The organism is Zavarzinia aquatilis (assembly GCF_003173035.1).
Taxonomy (GTDB): Bacteria; Pseudomonadota; Alphaproteobacteria; order Zavarziniales; family Zavarziniaceae; genus Zavarzinia; species Zavarzinia aquatilis.
The window spans coordinates 95,102-112,348 of record NZ_QGLE01000010.1 but is presented as its reverse complement, the minus strand read 5'-3'; the positions used below and the strand labels follow the sequence as shown (position 1 = coordinate 112,348).

Annotated in this window: 12 protein-coding genes; 5 read left to right on the top strand and 7 right to left on the bottom strand. The window is 68.1% G+C overall.

Features of this window, described 5'->3' with window-relative positions; genetic code table 11:
• Positions 1–3: 3 nt before the first annotated feature.
• From trpS to DKG74_RS16205, 3 genes are read right to left on the bottom strand one after another with little or no spacing between them, the layout of a single operon-like run.
• The gene (gene trpS, locus DKG74_RS16215; protein ID WP_109907223.1) at positions 4–1,002 is read right to left on the bottom strand and encodes a tryptophan--tRNA ligase; all 999 of its coding nucleotides are present in this window, start codon (positions 1,000–1,002) and stop codon (positions 4–6) included.
• Between the two features lie 58 nt (positions 1,003–1,060).
• Positions 1,061–2,614 carry a murein biosynthesis integral membrane protein MurJ gene (murJ, locus tag DKG74_RS16210; protein WP_207779383.1) on the bottom strand — a complete coding sequence of 518 codons (1,554 nt, stop codon included), beginning with the start codon at positions 2,612–2,614 and terminating at the stop codon, positions 1,061–1,063.
• A gap of 13 nt (positions 2,615–2,627) precedes the next feature.
• Positions 2,628–5,426 (bottom strand): [protein-PII] uridylyltransferase, encoded by a 2,799-nt coding sequence (locus DKG74_RS16205; protein WP_109907222.1) that lies wholly within the window; start codon positions 5,424–5,426, stop codon positions 2,628–2,630.
• 159 nt (positions 5,427–5,585) lie between these two features.
• On the opposite strand from DKG74_RS16205, the gene DKG74_RS16200 reads away from it, so the two are divergent.
• Positions 5,586–6,788: a low temperature requirement protein A gene (locus DKG74_RS16200; protein WP_109907221.1), complete on the top strand. Its 1,203-nt coding sequence runs from the start codon at positions 5,586–5,588 to the stop codon at positions 6,786–6,788.
• Positions 6,789–6,792: 4 nt separating this feature from the next.
• Here DKG74_RS16200 and mutS read toward each other — a convergent pair whose 3' ends face one another.
• Genes mutS through DKG74_RS16180 form a run of 4 tightly spaced genes read right to left on the bottom strand, consistent with a single transcriptional unit; the run spans position 6,793 to position 10,842 of the window.
• Entirely contained in the window at positions 6,793–9,507 is a 2,715-nt protein-coding gene (gene mutS, locus DKG74_RS16195) for a DNA mismatch repair protein MutS (RefSeq protein ID WP_243404154.1), read from the bottom strand.
• A gap of 26 nt (positions 9,508–9,533) precedes the next feature.
• Positions 9,534–9,839, bottom strand: coding sequence for a type II toxin-antitoxin system RelE/ParE family toxin (locus DKG74_RS16190; protein WP_109907220.1), 306 nt, complete (start codon positions 9,837–9,839; stop codon positions 9,534–9,536).
• Positions 9,840–9,841: 2 nt separating this feature from the next.
• On the bottom strand, positions 9,842–10,120 hold the full coding sequence (locus DKG74_RS16185; RefSeq protein ID WP_109907219.1) for a ribbon-helix-helix domain-containing protein: 279 nt from the start codon (positions 10,118–10,120) through the stop codon (positions 9,842–9,844).
• A 53-nt stretch (positions 10,121–10,173) separates the two neighbouring features.
• Positions 10,174–10,842 (bottom strand): GntR family transcriptional regulator, encoded by a 669-nt coding sequence (locus tag DKG74_RS16180; RefSeq protein WP_109907218.1) that lies wholly within the window; start codon positions 10,840–10,842, stop codon positions 10,174–10,176.
• A gap of 267 nt (positions 10,843–11,109) precedes the next feature.
• Between DKG74_RS16180 and DKG74_RS16175 the strand changes: the two genes are divergently transcribed.
• From DKG74_RS16175 to DKG74_RS16160, 4 genes are all read left to right on the top strand, one after another.
• The gene (locus DKG74_RS16175; protein WP_109907217.1) at positions 11,110–12,273 is read left to right on the top strand and encodes a benzoate/H(+) symporter BenE family transporter; all 1,164 of its coding nucleotides are present in this window, start codon (positions 11,110–11,112) and stop codon (positions 12,271–12,273) included.
• 132 nt (positions 12,274–12,405) lie between these two features.
• On the top strand, positions 12,406–14,667 hold the full coding sequence (locus DKG74_RS16170; RefSeq protein ID WP_109907216.1) for an NADP-dependent malic enzyme: 2,262 nt from the start codon (positions 12,406–12,408) through the stop codon (positions 14,665–14,667).
• 25 nt (positions 14,668–14,692) lie between these two features.
• Entirely contained in the window at positions 14,693–16,036 is a 1,344-nt protein-coding gene (locus tag DKG74_RS16165) for an ATP-binding protein (protein WP_109907215.1), read from the top strand.
• A gap of 96 nt (positions 16,037–16,132) precedes the next feature.
• Positions 16,133–17,164 (top strand): PstS family phosphate ABC transporter substrate-binding protein, encoded by a 1,032-nt coding sequence (locus DKG74_RS16160; RefSeq protein WP_109907214.1) that lies wholly within the window; start codon positions 16,133–16,135, stop codon positions 17,162–17,164.
• The last annotated feature ends 83 nt before the right edge of the window (positions 17,165–17,247 follow it).

Here is a 17,247-nt window from a genome sequence, read left to right as displayed (position 1 = left end):
GGATCAGATGAAGCCGACGATCCGCTTGGTTTCGGCCAGGATCGGGGCGGCGATGGCGTCGGCGCGCTCGCCGCCGTCCTTCAGCACCTGGTCGATATAGCCGGGATCGGCCAGCAGACGGCGCATTTCCGAGGTCAGCGGCGACAGCTTGTCGACCGCCCGCTCGGTCATCGCCTTCTTGAACTCGGAGAACTGCTTGCCGGCGAAGGCGGCGACCACATCGGCCACACTCTCGTCGCCGAGGGCCGCGTGGATCGTGAACAGGTTCTTGGCCTCGGGCCGGGTCTCCAGCCCTTCCACCGTCTCGGGCAGGGCTTCCGGGTCGGTCTTGGCGCGGCGGATCTTCTGTTCGATGTCGTCCGGGCTGTCGGTCAGGTTGATGCGCGACTGGTCCGAGGCATCGGACTTGGACATTTTCTTGGTGCCGTCGCGCAAGGACATGACGCGCGTGGCCTCGCCCAGGATCAGCGGCTCCGGCGGCGGGAAATGCTCGATGCCGAAGTCGTGGTTGAACTTCAGGGCGATGTCGCGGGCGAGTTCGAGATGCTGCTTCTGATCCTCGCCCACGGGGACATGGGTCGCCTTATAGGCGAGGATGTCCGCCGCCATCAGGTTCGGATAGGCGAAGAGGCCGACCGAGACATTCTCCCGGTCCTTGCCCGCCTTTTCCTTGAACTGGGTCATGCGGTTCAGCCAGCCCATGCGGGCGACGCAATTGAAGATCCAGGCGGTCTCGGCATGGGCCGCGACCTTCGACTGGTTGAACAGGATCGAGCCCTTGGGGTCGATGCCGGCGGCGATCAGGCTGGCCGCAACCTCGCGCGTTGCGCGGGCGAGGTCGGCCGGGTCCTGCCACACGGTGATCGCGTGCATGTCGACGACGCAATAGATGCACTCGTGGCCGTCCTGCAGCTTCACCCAGTTGCGGATCGCCCCGAGATAATTGCCAAGGTGCAGGTTGCCGGTCGGCTGGACACCGGAAAAGACGCGGGGCTTCGACATGATGGCTTCAGGCTCTTCGATTTGACCGCGCCCCTTATCGCGCGGGCGGATCGAACGGTCAACCGCCACCGCCCCGGCGGACCAGGCGCTTCAGGTCGGCGACAGCGACGGCGCGGAGCACGAGGGCGGCGATCAGGAAGCTGAGGCCGCCGGCCGCGACCAGCCCGGCCAAGGCGCCCACCTTCCACCACAGGGCGAGCTGGAACAGCGGGCGCAGCTGCCATTCGAGCAGCAGCAGCGCGGCCACCATGGCCGCCGTCGCCAGGGCGAAGCCGACCAGCCGGCGCAGCAGCCGGCGGTCGGGCTGGAAATGGCCGCGCTTGCGCAGGACCAGCATCAGCTGGGCCATGTTCACCCAGGCCGCCACGGTCGAAGCGAGGGCGAGACCCGCCTGATGCAGCCACCACATGGTCGCCAGCGCCACGGCGAAATTGACGAGAAGCGCGATGAGGGCGAGGCGCACCGGTGTCCGCGTGTCTTCCCGTGCATGGAAGGCGGGGGTGAAGACCTTGGTCGCGGTGAAGGCCGGCAGTCCGAGGCCGAGGATGCCGAGGGCCCGCGCCGTCTCGATGGTGTCGGCCGAAGTGAAGGCGCCATGCTGGAACAGCACGCCGATGATGGTCTCGGGGATCGTGGCGAGGGCGGCGGCGGCCGGCAGGGTCAGCAGGGCGGCGCCTTCGAGGGCGCGGTTCTGGGTCTCGACCGCGAGGTCGATATGGCCCTTGGCCAGCTGGCGCGAGAGAAGGGGCAGCAGCGCGGTCGAAATGGCGATGCCGATGACGGCGAGCGGCAGCTGGTTCAGCCGGTCGGCATAGAAGAGGTAGGAGACGGTGCCCTCGGGCAGCAGCGAGGCCAGCACCATGTCGACGAGGACATTCACCTGATAGATGCCGGCGCCGATGACGGCGGGCATCAGCAGGGCGAAGAAGCGGCGGATTTCGGCGCCGAAGCGCGGCCAATGCAGGCGGATGCCGAGACCGACCCGCTCGAGATGCACCATCAGCCAGACGAACTGCACGATGCCGGCCACGGTGACGGCGGCCGCCTGGGTGCGCTCGGTCGCGATATAGGTGTGCGGGATCAGCAGCGCGGTGATGAGGACGATGTTGAGCAGGATCGGCGTCGCCGCCGGCGCGGCGAAGCGGTGATTGGCGTTCAGCACCGCGCCCTGCAGCGAAATCAGGCTGATATAGGCGAGATAGGGAAAGGCGAGGCGGGTCAGGTCGACCGCCAGGGCGAATTTCGCCGGCTCGTCGGCATAACCGGGGGCGAGGACATGCATCGCCTGCGGCATGAACACCATGACGAGGGCGACGAAGGCGGTGACCGCGATGGTCAGCAGGGTCGCGATCTCGCCCGCGAATTGGGCGGCGCGGGCCTTGCCATCTTCCCCGGCCAGCAGGCGGGAATAGAGCGGCACGAAGGCCGCGTTGAAGGCGCCTTCCGCGAACAGGGCACGGAAGAAATTCGGCATCCGGAAGGCGACCAGGAAACAGTCGGCCGCCATGCCGGCGCCCAGCACCGCCGCGAACAAGGTGTCGCGGATGAAGCCGAGCACCCGGCTCACCATCGTATAGCCGCCGATGGTGGCGACGGAGCGCATCAACGCCATGTCGGTGCCGCCCTCAGCGCGTGGCGGCGCTGCGTTTGGCCGGCGGCTTGGCGGCGGCGTCGGCCGCCTCGGCCGGTGGGGGCGGCGCCAGCACCTCGATCAGGCGGCGCTCGATCGCCTTCAGCTTGCCGCCGTGGCGAATCTTGTGGCCGAACAGGTCCGAGACATAGAAGACGTCGACCGCCCGCTCGCCATAGGTCGCGATATGGGCGGAACGGATGGTCAGGTTCAGGGCGAAGATCGCCCGCGTCAGCTCGAACAGGAGGCCGGCGCGGTCGCGGCCGTTCACCTCGATCACGGTCAGCCGGGTCGAGGCGTTGTTGTCGATCAGCACCCGGGGCGCGACCTTGAAGTTCATGGTCCGCTTCGAGGGCACGGCGCGGCCTTCCAGCACCTCGCGCGGGCGAACCCGGCCCATCAGCACCTGCTCGATGGTGGTCGAGAGCTTGGCCAGCCGCTCCGGCCGGTCGAAGGGACCGCCGTCGGCATCCTGCAGGGTGAAGACGTCGAGCGCCATGCCGTCGTTGGTGGTGAAGATCTTGGCATCGACGATCGAGGCACCGCAGACCGAAATCGCCCCGGTCACCCGGGCGAACAGGCCCGGATGGTCGGCGGTGTAAAGCGTCACCTCGGTCACGCAGCGGAAACGGTCGGTCCGGGTGGACAGGGTCAGCGGCGCCTCTTCCCGGTCGGCCTCGCGCATCAGCCGGGCGTGGCGCTCGGCGCAGGCGGGGTCGGTCGAAACCAGATAGGATTCGGCATGGCGACGCAGGAAAGCCTCGACCTCGGCCGGCTTCCAGTCCTTCAGGCGGGCGCCGATATCGGCCTTGGCGCGGTTCAGCCGCTCCTTGGGCGCGCTGGCGTGGCCGCCCGACAGCAGGGGTTCGGTCTCGTAATAGAGGCCGCGCAGCAGCTGGCCCTTCCAGCCGTTCCAGATGCCGGGACCGACCGCGCGGATATCGGCGACGGTCAGCACCGCGAGCAGGCGCAGCCGCTCCGGGCTCTGCACCAGGTCGGCGAAATCGTGCACCGTCTTCGGGTCGGACAGGTCGCGCTTGAAGGCGGTATTCGACATGGCCAGGTGGTGGCGCACCAGCCAGGCGACGGTCTCGGTCTCGGCGGCGGACAGGCCGAGGCGCGGGCACAGGCGCTGGGCGACCTCGGCCCCGATCACCGAATGGTCGCCGCCCCGGCCCTTGGCGATGTCGTGGATCATGACGGCGCAGAACAGCACGCGGCGCGACAGGATCTTGTGGATGATGTCGGTCGCCAGCGGCAGGTCTTCGCCGAGGATGCCGCGCTCGATCTCGGCGAGGACGCCGATGGCCCGGATCGTGTGCTCGTCGACCGTATAGACATGATACATGTCGTATTGCATCTGGGCGACGACGCGGCCGAAGTCGGGCACGAAACGGCCGAAGACGCCAGCCTCGTTCAGGCGGCGCAGGGCGGTTTCCGGATCCTTGCGGCTGGTCAGGATGGTCAGGAACAGCGCATTGGCGGCGGGGTCGTTGCGCAGGGCAGCGTCGATCCGCTTCAGGTTGCGCGTGATCAGGTGCAGGGCGTGCGGATGCACGTCGAGTTCGTGACGCTGGGCGACCTCGAACAGGCGGATCATGTCGATGGGCGCCAGCTCGAACTGATTCTCGGCGGTGACGCCGATGCGCCCGCCCTCGACCAGGAAACCCTCGACCGACTTGGCCCGGCGCGACAGGGCCAGCAGTTTCAGCCGCGACGGCTTGCGCCGCGCCTCTTCCTCCAGATTGGCGCAGAAGATGCGGGTCAGCACGCCGACATCCTTGGCGAAGAGGAAATAGTGCTTCATGAAACGCTCGACACCCTTGGTGCCGGCGTGATCGGTATAGCCGAGGCGGCGCGCCAGCTCCGGCTGGACGTCGAAGGTCAGGCGCTCCTCCGGACGGCCGGTCAGGAAGTGCAGGTGACAGCGCACATCCCACAGGAAATTCTCGGCCTTGACGAAACGGCGGTACTCGTCGGCGGAGAGCACGCCCTTGTCGACGAGCTGGGCGGCATCGTCCACCCGGTGAACGAATTTGGCGATCCACCACAGGGTATGCAGATCGCGCAGCCCGCCCTTGCCTTCCTTCAGGTTGGGCTCGACCGTGTAACGGGAATCGCCCAGCCGGCGGTGGCGCTCGTCGCGCTCCTTCAGCTTGGCCTCGGCGAAGGCGGCGCCATGGCCGTTCACCACGTCGCGGCCGAAACGGTCCTTCAGCTCGGCGTAAAGCGCCTGATCGCCCCACAGCCAGCGCATCTCGAGAAGCGCGGTGGCGATCGTGTTGTCCTGCTTGGCGAGGCGGATGCAATCGTCGACCGAGCGGGTGGCATGGCCGACCTTGAGGCCCAGATCCCACAGGAGATAGAGCATGTACTCGATCACCTGCTCGTGCCAGGGCGTCTCCTTGTAGGGCAGCAGGAACAGAAGATCGACGTCGGAGCCGGGCGCCAGCTCGCCCCGGCCGTAACCGCCGAGGGCGATGAGGTCCAGCCGCTCGCCCGCGGTCGGGTTCTGCAGCGGATAGACATGGGTCACGGTGAAATCGTGCAGGACGCGGATCACCTGATCGACCAGATAGCACAGGCCGGCCGCGGTCTCGCGCCCACTGGCATTATCGGCCTCCAGCCGCCGCCGGCATTCGGCGCGGCCTTCCGCCAGCGCGGTCTTCAGCGCCTGCACCAGCTTTGGCCGCAGGACGTCGACATTTCCCTCGCCCTCGGCGAAAGCCTCGATGGCCTCGACCAGCAGCTTGCGGTCGATGATCGTGCGGCGATGCTTGACGGCGATATCCATCGGTTCCTCTGAACGGCCAGACCTTATAGGTAAGGCAGGCCGGGCGTGAAGTCGATGACCCACGTTTTTCGGGGCGCTTTCCCGCGAGACGGGAGCCGGGGTTGCAGTGTGTCTCATTGCCGTTAGAATCCTGTCGTGCCCGATGCCCCGGAGACGCCGATGACGACCCATGCCGCCACCCCGCATCCCCTGTTGCGGCACCGGGACGGTCACCACGCCAGGGTGACTTTCGAGGAATTGTTCTTCGATCTCGTCTATGTCTTCGCCGTTACCCAGCTCAGTCACAAACTGCTGCATCATCTCTCGCTCGCCGGCGCGGTCGAGGTGCTGATCCTCTGGTTCGCCGTCTGGCTGGGCTGGCAATACACCTGCTGGATTACCAATTGGTTCAATCCGGAAACCCCGGCGATCCGCGCGCTCCTGTTCGTCTCCATGCTGGTCGGCCTCGCCATGGCCTCCGCCATCCCCGAGGCTTTCGAGGACCGGGGCCTGATCTTCGCCGCCTGCTACGCCACGATGCAGGTCGGGCGCAGCGCCTATGTCCTCTTTCATCTGGGCGGCGATCAGGCGCTGTCGGCCAATTACCGCCGCATCCTCGGCTGGATGGTGATTTCCGCCGTGTTCTGGATCGCCGGCGCCTTCGCCCATCACGAGACGCGGATGCTGCTCTGGGCGATCGCCGTGCTCTGCGAATATGTCTCGCCCATGTTCGGCTTCGCGCTGCCGGGCCTCGGCCGCTCGCGGACCCGCGACTGGACCATCGAGGGCGGCCATCTGTCCGAGCGCTGCAAGCTCTTCGTCATCGTCGCCCTGGGCGAGACGGTGCTGGCCACGGGCGTGCCGCTGGCCGAGGCGGCGGTCTGGGACGGGCCAGTCCTGCTCGCCCTCGGCTCGACCTTTCTCGGCACGCTTGCCATGTGGTGGCTCTATTTCGGCACCTCGGGCGAGGATGCGACGGCGACCATCACGGGCTCCGACGATCCGGGGCGGATCGGTGCCTATTTCCATTATGTCCACGCGGTGCTGGTCGCCGGCATCATCGTGACCGCGGTCGGCAACGATCTGGTGCTCGTCCATCCCCACGGCATGGCCGAAGTCGCGCAGATGATCGTCATGGTCGCGGGGCCGGCGATCTACCTCGCGGGCAGCGCCATCTACAAGAAGATCGTCTATGACGCGGTGCCGGCCTCCCATGTCGTTGGCGCGCTGGTGCTGGCGGCGGCCGGCCCGCTCGGCCTCGTTGCCGATTTTCTCGTCATGGGCTGGGTCACCACCCTGATCATGCTCGGCGTCGCCTGGTGGGAGACGCGGGTGCGCCGGGTCTGCCGCGCGGCGCGGGCGGTGCCGGCGCCCGCCCATTGACGGCTCAGGCGCCGAGCAGCGCCTTCAGGCGGTAAAGCGCGTCCAGCGCCTCGCGCGGGGTCAGGTCGTCGGGCACGACCGCCTTCACCGCGTCCATGAGGGCGGCGGCGGCCGGATCGGCCGGGGCCTGCGCCGCCGGTTTCGGCCGCGCGGCAAGGGCGGCGAAAAGCGGCAGGTCGTCGGCCAGGGCGGCCATGTCGGGCCGCCCGCTGCCATTACCCGCCCCGCCCGATTCCAGCCGGTGCAGCACGTCTTCCGCCCGGGCGATGACGGCGGGCGGCAGGCCGGCCAGTTTCGCCACCTGGATGCCATAGGAGCGGTCGGCGGTGCCGCGCACCACCTCGTGCAGAAAGACGACCTCGCCCTTCCATTCCCGCACTTTCACCGTATGGGCCGCGACTTCGGGCAGTTTCTCGGCGAGGGCGGTCAGCTCGTGATAATGGGTGGCGAAGAGGGCGCGGGCGCGGTTCACCTCGTGCAGATGCTCGATCGCGGCCCAGGCGATGGAGAGGCCGTCATAGGTCGCGGTGCCCCGGCCCAGCTCGTCGAGGATGACGAGGCTGCGCGGCGTCGCCTGATTGAGGATCGCCGCCGCCTCGACCATCTCGACCATGAAGGTGGAGCGCCCGCGCGCCAGGTCGTCGGCGGCGCCGACGCGGCTGAACAGCCGGTCGACGATGCCGATCTCGGCCTGCGCCGCCGGCACGAAACTGCCGCATTGGGCCATCACCGCGATCAGCGCGTTCTGGCGCAGGAAGGTCGATTTGCCGGCCATGTTCGGGCCGGTCAGCAGCCACAGCCGGTTGCCGGGGCCAAGATCGCAATCGTTGGCGACGAAATCGCCCTCGCGCCCGGCGCCGAAGCCGGCCTCGACCACCGGGTGGCGCCCGCCCTCGATGCGGAAGGCGGTGCCGTCTTCCAGCACCGGCCGGGTGTAGCGGCGCCTTTCCGCCAGCTCGGCAAGGCCGGCGGCGCAGTCGATCTCGGCGAGGCCGAGGGCGGCATCGGCGATGGCCTCGGCCGCGCCCAGCACCTCGGCGACGAACCCGTCGAAAATCTGCACCTCGAGGGCGATGGCCTTGTCGCCCGCCCGGGCGATGCGGTCGGCGAGTTCGCTCAGTTCGACGGTCGAGAAGCGGACGGCGCTGCCCAGGGTCTGGCGATGGATGAAGCGGCTGTCGGTCGCCAGCTTGTCGGCGTGCAGCGGCGTCACCTCGATATGATAGCCGAGCACATTGTTGTGGCGGACCTTCAGGATCGAAATCCCGGTATCGGCGCGCAACCGGCCTTCAAGGGCGGCGACGAGGCGGCGGCCCTCGTCGCGCAGCGCCCGTTCCTCGTCGAGGGCGGCGGACCAGCCAGCGGCGACGAAACCGCCGTCGCGGGCGAGGGCAGGGGGCTCCGCCACCAGCGCCTCGGTCAGGCGGCGCGCGAGTTCGCCCTGATCGCCGAAACGGGCCAGTGCCGCGGCGAGGCCTTCCGGCGGGGGCGACAGATCGGCCTGGCCGAACAGGCGGGCGACATCGGGCAGCAGGGCGAGGCCCTGACCGATGGCGGCGAGATCGCGGGGGCCGCCCCGACCGAGCGCCAGCCGGGCCAGCGCCCGCTCGAGATCGGGCACCCGGCGCAGCAGGGCGCGCAACTGCCGGCGCAATTCCCCCTGGTTCAGCAGGTGGCCGACCATGTCCAGCCGGCGTTCGATGGCCGCGACCTCGGTCAGCGGCGCCGAGAGATATTGCTTCAGCAGGCGGGCGCCGGCGCCGGTCACCGTCTCGTCCATGAGGGCAAGCAGGCTGCCGCTCCGGCCGCCGTCCGGGCCCTGGATCAGCTCGAGGCTGCGCCTTGTCGCGGCGTCGATCGCCATGCTCGCTCCGCCAGCGAGGCGCCGGGGTGGGCGCAGCCGGGCGAGGCGGCCCTTCTGGGTCAGCTCGACATAGGCGAGGACGGCGCCGAGGGCGGAGAGTTCGGCGCGGGAGAAGGCGCCGAAACCGTCCAGCGTGCCGACGCCGAAGACTTCGCGCAGGCGCCGCTCGGCCGCGCCGGAATCGAAACGGGCGGCAGGCAGGGGGGTCAGGCGGTCGTCGAAAGCGCCGTCGAGGGCGAGCAGGGCAGGTTCGTCCAGCCGCCGGTCCGAGACCAGCAATTCGCCGGGCGCGATGCGGGCGAGTTCGGCGCCCAGCTGGCCCGGGGCGACGGCGACGACCTCGAACAGTCCGGTCGAGACATCGGCGAAGGCAAGGGCGAGGCGGCCCTCCGCCCCGCCGAGGGCGGCGAGCAGATTGTTCGAGCGCGCGTCGAGCAGCGTCTCCTCGGTCAATGTGCCGGGGGTGACGATACGGATCACCTCGCGCCGGACCAGGGTCTTGCCGGCGCGCTTCTTTGCTTCCGCCGGGTCTTCCGCCTGTTCGCAGATCGCGACCTTGAAGCCTTTCCGGATCAGGCGCGACAGATAGGCGTCGGCGGCATGGACCGGCACGCCGCACATGGCGATATCCTGGCCAAGATGCTTGCCCCTTTTGGTCAGGGTGATGTCGAGGGCGGCCGAGGCCGCTTCCGCGTCCTCGAAGAACAATTCATAGAAATCGCCCATGCGATAGAACAGCAGGCAACCCGGATGGGCCGCCTTGATGCCCAGATATTGCTGCATCATCGGGGTCGCGCCGGACAGGTCCGGGGCATTCACGGCTTCGGAATCGCTGGGGTCAATCTCGCTCGACATGGCGGGTAACTTAAGCGGCGGCCCGCTCAAACCAAACGGGAAAGATGGCGCCGCCCGTCGATCACGCGGACGATCTCCACCACCTCGACCGGCCCCTCGCCATCGGGCGCGAGGCGATAGAGGATGAGGTAAGCCCCCTCGACCAGACAGCGGTAGCCGGGCTTCACATCGTCGCGCCGGGGGCCGAGGCGGGGAATGTCGCCGAGACTGTCGATCCGTCGTCGCAAGGTTTGATAGACGGCGGTCGCGGCGACGGGGTTGTCGGCGGCGATGAAACGCCAGATCGACCGCAGGTCGCTTTCCGCCCGGGGCCGGATGACGACAGCCGCCATGGTCAGGCGCGGGCCTTGCGCCTACTCGTTTCCGCGATCATTTCATCGAGGATTCTGTCGCCGTCGAAGGGGACCGCGGGTCCGCTTGCCTCGCCTTCGTCGATCAGCTCGCGCAGCCGGGCGATATCGGCCAGATGCCGCTCCCGCCCGTATTGCCAGTCGCGCAGCGCTTCCCGGACGATTTCGCTGATCGTCGCATATTGGCCGGACTCCACGGCAGATTTCATCTGGGCCAGTTGCTCGGCGGTGACGGCGATGCTGATCTTCTGGATGTCGGCCATGGGTACACCCCTCGCATTGGGTAGCAAATCTTACTACCAGATGCGACTGCTGCCTACCGCCGGGCGAAGAAGGCTTCGATGTTGCGGGCGGCGGTCTCGACATGGGCCTGCGCGATGCGGGCCGCGCCTTCGGCATCGCCCGCGCGGGCGGCGGCCAGCAGGGCGGCGTGTTCGTCCTGCGCCATGTGATCGCGGCCGAGGGCGGCGAAATGGAAGCGCAGGTAACGGTCGGCGGCGGCCAGATGCTGCTCGACGAGGGCGAGCAACCGGGGCCGCCCGGCCCTGGCATAAAGCGTCAGATGGAAGCGCCGGTTCAATTCGCCGAGGCGGGCAAGGTCGCCTTCCGCGTCCATTTCGGCGATCAGGGCCTCCGCCCGGTCGAAATCCTCGTGCGTCAGATGCGGCACCGACAGGCGCAGGGCCGCCGGCTCCAGCGCGGCGCGGATGGCGTAATTGTCGGCCGCGTCCTGTGCCGAGATGTCGGTGACCACGGCGCCCTTGTGCGGGGTGAAATCCACCAGGGCCTGCGCCTCCAGCTGGCGCAGCGCCTCGCGCACCGGCATCCGCGAGACGGCGAAACCGGCCGCCAGTTCTTCCTGCCGCAGCGGCGTGCCGCCGGGCAGGGCGCCGCTCAGGATCGCCTCGCGCAGCACCGATTCGACGAAAGCGGTGGCGGTGCGAAAGCGCGGGCGGTCGCGGGCGATCAGGTCGGCGATATCCATGCGGGCAGGACAGCACGCGGCTGGATGCGAATCAAGGCGATTGTCGATTGGATCCAATCTTGCTAGAGGAGGAGGGGAGACGGGAGGCGCGACGCCCGCCCTTTCCTCGTCATGCCGGCGAAGGCCGGCATCTCCGGACGGTGAGGCCCGGTGCCTTCTCGTCACGAGACCGCGGCCTTCGCCGGGGTGACGCGGTCGGGGGGCGCGGTGCCTTCTTGTCGCGAGACCCCGGCCTTCGCCGGGGTGACGCAGAGCCGAGGGCAAGTCATGGACAGGCAGGACTGGGTGCAGCCGGTGACGGCGGGGCTGATGGCGGCGGTGGTCGGTTTCGCCTCGTCCTTCGCCGTGGTGCTGGAAGGCCTGCGCGCCATGGGTGCCAGTCCCGGCCAGGCGGCCTCGGGCCTGCTCGCGCTCTGTCTCGCCATGGGGTTGCTGGGCGCGGGGCTCAGTTTCCGCCTGCGCCTGCCGGTCAGCATCGCCTGGTCGACGCCAGGCGCGGCGCTGCTGGCGGCGACGGCGGTGCCGGCGGGAGGCTTTCCGGTCGCGGTCGGCGCCTTCATGATCGCCGGACTTCTCGTCGTCGTCGCTGGCCTGTGGCGGCCGCTGGGGCGGCTGGTCTCGGCCATCCCGCCGACCATCGCCGGGGCCATGCTGGCGGGCGTGCTGCTTGGTCTGTGTCTCGCACCCTTCAAGGCGGTGGCGGCGCTGCCGCTGCTGGCCCTGCCCATCGTCGTGGCCTGGCTCGTCATGATGCGTATCCGGCGCCTGTGGGCGGTGCCGGTCGCCCTGCTGGTCACGGTGATCGCCGTCGCCATCGACGGCGGCGCGGCGCACAGTCTCGCACCCGGGGCGGCGCTCGCCCCGCATCTCGAATTCACCCTGCCGGTCTTCGACCTGCAGGCCACGATCGGCATCGCCCTGCCGCTGTTCCTGGTCACCATGGCGTCGCAGAACGTGCCCGGTCTCGCCGTGCTGCAATCGAATGGCTATCGCCCGGCGCCCGGGCCGCTTTTCGTCTCGACCGGGCTGGTTTCCGCGCTGACGGCGCCCTTTGGCGGCCACGCGGTCAACCTCGCCGCGATCACCGCCGCGCTCTGCGCCGGGCCGGAGGCGGCGCGCGATCCCGGCCGGCGCTGGCTGGCGGCGGTGGTGGCGGGCCTTGGCTATGTCGTCATCGGCATGGTGGCGACACTGGCGGCCCTCGTCGCCGCCGCGGCGCCGCCGGTGCTCATTCAGGCGGTGGCCGGCCTCGCCCTGATCGGCGCCTTCGGCAATGCCCTCAATGCCGCCCTGTCGGCCCCGAACGAGCGGGAGGCGGCGCTGATCACCTTCCTCGTCACCGCCTCGGGCATGAGCTTCGGCGGTATCGGTTCCGCCTTCTGGGGACTTGTGGCGGGCGGTGCCGTGTGGATATTTCTGCACCGTCATTGAGAAGAAACGAAAAGTTTTTAGGCTTTACTGGACAATAAATGGAAAGGGTAGGATAGTCCGCTCCCTCCGGCATCCGCCGCAATCGTCACATAGTGGGAGCAGGGCGCAGAGCGCGCCCGATTGGACAGGACCATGAGCACCAAGCGCACCGTCGTCTCGGAACAGGAAGCCCTGCTGTTTCACAGCCAGGGCCGGCCGGGCAAACTCGAGATCGTGGCGACCAAGCCGATGGCGACGCAGCGCGACCTCAGCCTCGCCTATTCGCCGGGCGTCGCCATTCCGGTCCATGCCATCGCCGCCGACGCCAGCACCGCCTATGACTACACGTCGAAGGGCAATCTGGTCGCGGTGATTTCCAACGGTACGGCGATTCTCGGTCTCGGCAACCTCGGCGCGCTCGCGTCGAAGCCGGTGATGGAAGGCAAGGCGGTGCTGTTCAAGCGTTTCGCCGATGTCGATTCGATCGACCTCGAGGTCGATACCGAGGACGTGGAGGAATTCATCAATTCCGTCCGCTACCTCGGCCCCAGCTTCGGCGGCATCAATCTCGAGGACATCAAGGCGCCCGAATGCTTCGTCATCGAAAGCCGGCTGCGCGAGATGATGGACATTCCGGTGTTCCACGACGACCAGCACGGCACGGCGATCATCGCCGCCGCCGGCCTGATCAATGCCCTCGACCTCACCGGCAAGTCGATCAAGGACATCAGGGTCGTGGTCAATGGCGCCGGCGCCGCCTCCATCGCCTGCATCGAGCTGATCAAGCGCCTTGGCCTGCCGCATGAGAACGCGATCCTGTGCGATTCCAAGGGTGTCATCTATCAGGGCCGCACCGAGGGCATGAACCAGTGGAAGTCGGCCCACGCCGTCGTCACCGACAAGCGCAGCCTCGAGGATGCGATGCAGGGCGCCGACGTCTTCCTCGGCCTTTCGGTCAAGGGCGCGGTGACGCGCGAGATGGTCGCCGCCATGGCGCCCCAGCCGGTCATTTTCGCCATGGCCAACCCGGACCCGGAAATCACCCCGGAAGAGGTCGAGGCCGTCCGCTCCGACGCCATCGTCGCGACCGGCCGCTCGGACTATCCGAACCAGGTGAACAACGTCCTCGGCTTTCCCTATATCTTCCGCGGCGCGCTCGATGTCCGTGCCCGGACCATCAATGACGAGATGAAACTGGCGGCGGCCCATGCCATCGCCAATCTCGCCCGGGAAGACGTGCCGGACGAGGTCGCGGCGGCCTATGCCGGCAGCCGGCCGCAATATGGCGCCAAATACATCATCCCGGTGCCCTTCGATCCCCGCCTGATCAGCCACATCCCGCCCGCCGTCGCCAAGGCGGCGATGGACACGGGGGTCGCCCGCCGGCCGATCATCGACATGAAGGTTTATCGCGACGAGCTGTCCGCCCGTCTCGATCCGGCGGTCGGGCTGTTCCAGCGGGTCTTCGACGAGGTGCGCGCGACGCCGAAGCGCGTCGTCTTCGCCGAGGGCGAGGAGGAAAAGACCATCCGCGCCGCCCTCGCCTTCCGCAATTCGGGCTATGGCACGCCGGTCCTGGTCGGCCGGGAAGAGCGCATCCGCCAGACCATCGAGGACATGGGCCTCGATACCGAGGCGGGGCTCGAAATCCACAACGCCCGCAACTCGACCCATACCACGCGCTACAGCGACTTCCTCTATGCCCGGCTGCAACGCCGGGGCCAGCTGTATCGCGACTGCCAGCGTCTGGTGAACAACGACCGCAACATCTTCGCCGCCTGCATGGTGGCGAATGGCGATGCGGACGCCATGGTGACGGGCCTCACCCGCTCCTATGCCGCCTCGCTCGAGGATGTGCGCAAGGTGGTCGATCCGGTGCCGGGCAGCCGCATCTTCGGTCTGTCCGTGGTGCTGGCCAAGGGCCGCACGATCTATCTCGCCGATACCGCGGTCGACGAACAGCCGACGCCGCAGGCCCTCGCCGACATCGCCCGCCAGTCGGCGGACGTCGTGCGCCGCCTCGGCCACGAGCCCCGGGTCGCCTTCCTGTCCTATTCCAACTTCGGCAACCGGCCGCGCACCTCGTCGACGACGGTGCGCGAGGCGGTCGCCCTGCTCGACCAGCAGGAGACCGATTTCGAATATGACGGCGAAATGATGGCCGATGTTGCCCTGAACCGGCAGCTGATGGGCCTCTATCCCTTCATGCGCCTGACCGAGCCGGCGAATGTGCTGGTCATGCCCTCGCTCTCGACCTCCATCACGGTCGCCAAGATCCTGAAGGAACTGGGCGGCGCCACGGTGATCGGGCCGCTGCTGGTCGGCATGTCGCAGCCGATCCAGATCGTGCCCCTCGGCACCGCGGTGTCGGACCTCGTGAACCTTTCGGCCCTGACCGCCTATATGGCACGCTAGGGACCGAATCGGTTCCGGAGCGACGATGGGCAAAGTGGATTCGGGGTTCATCGTCATGGCGCTTCGTCTCGCGGCGCCGGGGCTTGTCGCCCTGGCGCTGCTGACGGCCGGTGGCCAACTCGGCGCCGGCGGCGCGGGCCTCGGCATTTTCGCCATCGCGCTGGTTGCGGCCGTCATCGCGCAAATGATCCGCCGGCAACGGCGTGTCACGGTGGAAACCGTCGTCACCGCCGAGATCGAGGAGGCCGGGGAGGCCGTCGCCCGGCTCTCGGCGCAGGTGACGAACCTGCGCAAGGAAAAGGCCGAGGCGGAACGCGGGCACCGGGCCGTGCTCGATCTTCTGCCCGATCCGCTGATCCTGATCGACCGCGATCACGGCATCCGGCTGATCAACCGGGCGGCGCGCGGCCTGTTCGGCGATGCCGCGCCCGGGCGGCCGCTGGCGGCCGTGCTGCGTCATCCCGAGGTGCTGGAATCGGTCGATGCCGTGATCGACGGCGAAGAGGAAAGGGCGGAAATCGAGCTTTCCCTGCCGGTCCCCGTGGCGCGCGAACTCAATTGCAGCATCGCCGCCTTCGAGAAGCCGCTGGCTGGTGGCATCGTCGCCGCGCTGGTGTTTCGCGATCATACCCAGTCGAAGCGGGTGGAGCGGATGCGCGCCGATTTCGTCGCCAACGCCAGCCACGAAATCCGCACGCCCCTCGCCGCCCTCGGCGGCTATATCGAAACCCTGCTCGGCCCCGCCAAGGACGATCCGGTGGCCCGCGCCCGCTTCCTGACCACCATGGCGGCGCAGGTCGAGCGCATGACCCGGCTGGTCGGCGATCTTCTGTCGCTGTCGCGGGTCGAGTTGACCGAACACACCCCGCCGGACGATCCGGTCAGTCTGGGGATCGTGCTCAGGCGCGTGGTCCAGTCGCTGGAATTCCGCGCCCAGGCCAAGAACTGCAAGGTCGACATCGTGCTGCCGGACGGGTTGCCCGCCGTGGTCGGTGACGAAGGCGAGCTGGAACAGGTCTTCACCAATCTGATCGACAATGCGATCAAATACGGCAAGCAGGGCGGCATGGTGCGGGTCGAGGCGCGGCTGATCGACCATGTGCCCGCGCGCTCGGGCTGGACCGGCGATTCCCGCCCGGTCTCGATCGCGATCACCGACCAGGGGCCGGGCATCGCGCGCGAGCATCTGCCGCGCCTGACCGAGCGTTTTTACCGGGTCGACGCGGCGCGCAGCCGGGATCTCGGCGGCACGGGCCTCGGCCTCGCCATCGTCAAGCATATCGTCAACCGCCATCGGGGCGCCCTGACCATCGACTCGACGGTGGGCGTCGGCACGGTCTTCACCATCTATCTTCCCGCGAAGGCGTGAGCCTGGCGGAGTCACGAAAGTGAAACCGGTTCGTCATGGAGCGGTCGTCGACGCGGCGTAACGTCCGCGCCGAAATCAACCCCCGGGATTGGCTCCATGACCCTGAAATCCACCCTTGTCGCGCTGGCCGCGACGGCCGTGATCGCGACCGGCTTCGCCGGTGCCGCCGAAGCCCGCGACCAGATCCGCATCGTCGGCTCCTCGACCGTGTTCCCCTTCGCCACCGCCGTCGCCGAAGCCTTCGGCAAGGCCGGCACCTTCAAGGCGCCGATCGTCGAATCGACCGGTACGGGCGGCGGCCTGAAGCTGTTCTGCGCCGGTGTCGGCGACAGCTATCCCGACATCACCAATGCCTCGCGCCGGATCAAGCGGTCCGAGATCGACACCTGCCAGAACAACGGCATCCAGGACATCATCGAGCTGACCGTCGGTTATGACGGCATCGTCCTCGCCAACTCGAAGAAGGCCCCGGCCTTCGACCTGAGCCGCGCCCAGATCTGGAAGGCCCTGTCGGCCAGCATCGTTGTCAATGGCGCCGTGGTGCCGAACCCCTACAAGACCTGGAACGAGATCGACGCCAAGCTGCCGGCGGAAAAGATCGAAGTCCTGGGCCCGCCCCCGACCTCGGGCACCCGCGACGCCTTCAACGAACTCGTGATGGAAAAGGGCTGCGAGGACATCGCCGACAACAAGGGCCTGATCGCGGGCAAGGACTGCATGAAGATCCGTGAAGACGGCGTCTTCGTCGAAGCCGGCGAGAACGACAACCTGATCGTCCAGAAGCTGGTCGCCAATCCGACCGCCCTCGGCATCTTCGGCTACAGCTATCTCGAAGAGAACGAGGACAAGATCCAGGGCTCGCACATCGGCGGCGTCGCGCCGACCTACGAGAACGTCCAGGCCGGCACCTATCCGGTTTCGCGCCCGCTGTTCTTCTATGTGAAGAAGTACCAGATCGGCTCCGTCCCCGGCATCGCCGAATACATGAACGAGTTTTTCTCGGACCGTGCGATCGCCGCCAATGGCTACCTCGAGGGCAAGGGCCTGATCCTGCTGTCGCCGGCCGAACTGGCCAAGCAGCGCGACGTGGTCAAGAACCTGACCCCGATGGATACCGCGGCCTTCTGATCCAGCCCCCAGGGCTGAAACGATGAACGGCGGCCCCTGCGGGCCGCCGTTTTCTTTGCTTCCGTCTGCAAAAAACAGGGCCG

What these genes read in the sequence shown, in the direction of transcription:
- DKG74_RS16200 (WP_109907221.1), top strand. Translation starts at nt 5,586, where the DNA reads ATGACGACCCATGCCGCCACCCCGCATCCCCTGTTGCGGCACCGGGAC.
- DKG74_RS16170 (WP_109907216.1), top strand. Translation starts at nt 12,406, where the DNA reads ATGAGCACCAAGCGCACCGTCGTCTCGGAACAGGAAGCCCTGCTGTTT.
- trpS (WP_109907223.1), bottom strand. Translation starts at nt 1,002, where the DNA reads ATGTCGAAGCCCCGCGTCTTTTCCGGTGTCCAGCCGACCGGCAACCTG.
- DKG74_RS16160 (WP_109907214.1), top strand. Translation starts at nt 16,133, where the DNA reads ATGACCCTGAAATCCACCCTTGTCGCGCTGGCCGCGACGGCCGTGATC.
- mutS (WP_243404154.1), bottom strand. Translation starts at nt 9,507, where the DNA reads ATGTCGAGCGAGATTGACCCCAGCGATTCCGAAGCCGTGAATGCCCCG.
- DKG74_RS16205 (WP_109907222.1), bottom strand. Translation starts at nt 5,426, where the DNA reads ATGGATATCGCCGTCAAGCATCGCCGCACGATCATCGACCGCAAGCTG.
- DKG74_RS16180 (WP_109907218.1), bottom strand. Translation starts at nt 10,842, where the DNA reads ATGGATATCGCCGACCTGATCGCCCGCGACCGCCCGCGCTTTCGCACC.
- DKG74_RS16165 (WP_109907215.1), top strand. Translation starts at nt 14,693, where the DNA reads ATGGGCAAAGTGGATTCGGGGTTCATCGTCATGGCGCTTCGTCTCGCG.
- DKG74_RS16185 (WP_109907219.1), bottom strand. Translation starts at nt 10,120, where the DNA reads ATGGCCGACATCCAGAAGATCAGCATCGCCGTCACCGCCGAGCAACTG.
- DKG74_RS16190 (WP_109907220.1), bottom strand. Translation starts at nt 9,839, where the DNA reads ATGGCGGCTGTCGTCATCCGGCCCCGGGCGGAAAGCGACCTGCGGTCG.
- murJ (WP_207779383.1), bottom strand. Translation starts at nt 2,614, where the DNA reads ATGGCGTTGATGCGCTCCGTCGCCACCATCGGCGGCTATACGATGGTG.
- DKG74_RS16175 (WP_109907217.1), top strand. Translation starts at nt 11,110, where the DNA reads ATGGACAGGCAGGACTGGGTGCAGCCGGTGACGGCGGGGCTGATGGCG.